The sequence below is a fragment of the Macromonas bipunctata genome (assembly GCF_002837135.1).
In the GTDB taxonomy this organism is placed as follows: Bacteria; Pseudomonadota; Gammaproteobacteria; order Burkholderiales; family Burkholderiaceae_C; genus Macromonas_A; species Macromonas_A bipunctata.
Genome location: NZ_NWBQ01000006.1, coordinates 1 through 1,880, shown reverse-complemented (window position 1 = coordinate 1,880; position 1,880 = coordinate 1). Strand labels below are relative to the sequence as shown.

The following is a 1,880-nucleotide window of genomic DNA, read 5'->3' as shown; positions in this document are numbered from 1 at the left end:
GGTGAAATATCCGGGCTAAGCTGGCCAGCAAGGTGCTGGCGGCGGCGGGGCTCGTAGGGGTGCTCATGGTGGTGCAATGGTAATACAATGTATCTCATACCATCGCAACAGGAGGCCATTATGGCTGCTAACACCACCATGGTTCACGTCCGTGTGGACGAAAACATCAAGGCGCAGGCTGCAAAAACGCTGGCTTCGATGGGGTTGACCGTTTCTGATGCGGTTCGCGTGTTCCTGACCCGTGTCGTTGCGGATCAAGAGTTGCCGTTTGCGCTCAAGGCACCCAACGCCACCAGCCGCGTTGCCATTGCTGAGGCCAACCAGATCGTCCAGAGCCGTCACGCGCGCTTTGCAACCGCCGATGCGCTGTTGAATGACCTCGAAGAAGCCAGCCACCAATAAGCGGGCAAATTTGCCCCGCGCGTCGGACTACCGCGTCACGGCAGTTGCGAGCTGTTGCAAGCGTTGCCCTTCAGCCTGGGCTTCGGCCAGCAATTCGTTCCAGTCGTCGGGTGGGCGGCTGTTTTCGAGCATTTTGCGAAATACCCGGTAGGCATCGTCGTTGCTTTCATAGGCGCGCTTGGTGCCTTCGTCATTGACCAATCTGTGCGGGAAACCCCGGTATTCATGCCGGGGAGGGATAGCACGGCTTGCACAGCAAGCCCCTGAACCCGCTCCTTTCTTGGTGGGCTATCTTCTGGGTGGATGGGGTGGTTTTCGTGTAAATTGCCTATATGGACATCAAGCGCGCGTACCGCTTTCGGTTTTACCCCACGCCTGAGCAAGAGGTCATCCTTGCCCAGACGTTCGGTTGCGTGCGCTTTGTCTACAACCACATGCTGCGCTTGCGCAGCGAGGCGTGGGAGCAGCGGCAGGAACGCATGGGCTACCACGACACTTCCGCAGCGTTGACGTTGCTCAAAAAGCAACCGGAGTACGCTTGGCTCAACGACGTGTCCAGCGTGCCGTTGCAGCAGGCGCTGCGGCATTTGCAAACCGCGTTTGGGAATTTCTTTGCGAAGCGTGGGCGTTACCCGCAGTTCAAGCGCAAGGGCAGCCACCAATCGGCGGAATACACCGCCAGCGCGTTTCGCTGGGATGGTCAGGTTCTCAAGCTGGCGAAGATGGACGCACCGCTGGATGTCCGCTGGTCGCGCCAAATTCCGCAAGGTGCGAAGGTGACGACCGTCACCGTGTCGAAAGACGCGGCGGGCCGTTACTTTGTCAGCTTGCTGTGTGACGACGTGGTCTGCGCCAAACCGGAAGCACCCAGCCAAGTCGGCATTGATCTGGGCCTGACTCATTTCGCCATCCTTTCCGACGGCGAAAAAATCCCAGCGCTCAACGCCTTCCGTAAGCACGAGAAGAAAATGGCGAAGTTGCAACGCAAGCTGGCCAAAAAAAAGAAAGGCTCCAAGAACCGTACCAAAGCGCGGCTCAAAGTCGCCAAGCTGCACGCCAAGATCGCCGACATCCGCAAGGATTTCACGCACAAGCTCTCGACCCGGCTGATCCACGAAAACCAAGTGATCGCCGTCGAGACGCTGGCCGTCGGCAACATGAAGAAGAACCGCAAGCTCGCCAAGTCCATCGGTGATGCGGGCTGGGCCGAGTTCGTGCGCCAGCTCGAATACAAGGCCCGCTGGTATGGACGCGAGTTGGTCAAGATCGACCGCTGGCACCCGTCGTCCAAGCGTTGCAGCGACTGCGGGTACACGGCAGAAAAGATGCCCTTGAACGTGCGGCAATGGACGTGCCCCGAATGTGGTGCGAACCATGACCGGGACGTGAATGCCGCACGCAACATATTGGCCGCTGGATTGGCGGTGTCAGCCCGTGGAGAAGCTGTAAGTCCTGTGTCTCTTTGATGAGGCATGGGC

Annotated in this window: 3 protein-coding genes; 2 read left to right on the top strand and 1 reads right to left on the bottom strand. The window is 58.8% G+C overall.

The window, feature by feature from the left end; all coding sequences use genetic code 11:
* The first annotated feature begins 120 nt into the window (after nucleotides 1-120).
* Nucleotides 121-402 (top strand): type II toxin-antitoxin system RelB/DinJ family antitoxin, encoded by a 282-nt coding sequence (locus CON76_RS01295; RefSeq protein ID WP_101101331.1) that lies wholly within the window; start codon nucleotides 121-123, stop codon nucleotides 400-402.
* 27 nt (nucleotides 403-429) lie between these two features.
* On the opposite strand, the gene CON76_RS01290 is transcribed toward CON76_RS01295, so the two are convergent.
* Entirely contained in the window at nucleotides 430-603 is a 174-nt protein-coding gene (locus tag CON76_RS01290; RefSeq protein ID WP_205758154.1) for a type II toxin-antitoxin system YhaV family toxin, read from the bottom strand.
* 131 nt (nucleotides 604-734) lie between these two features.
* On the opposite strand from CON76_RS01290, the gene tnpB reads away from it, so the two are divergent.
* The gene (tnpB, locus tag CON76_RS01285) at nucleotides 735-1,868 is read left to right on the top strand and encodes an IS200/IS605 family element RNA-guided endonuclease TnpB (RefSeq protein WP_101101329.1); all 1,134 of its coding nucleotides are present in this window, start codon (nucleotides 735-737) and stop codon (nucleotides 1,866-1,868) included.
* The last annotated feature ends 12 nt before the right edge of the window (nucleotides 1,869-1,880 follow it).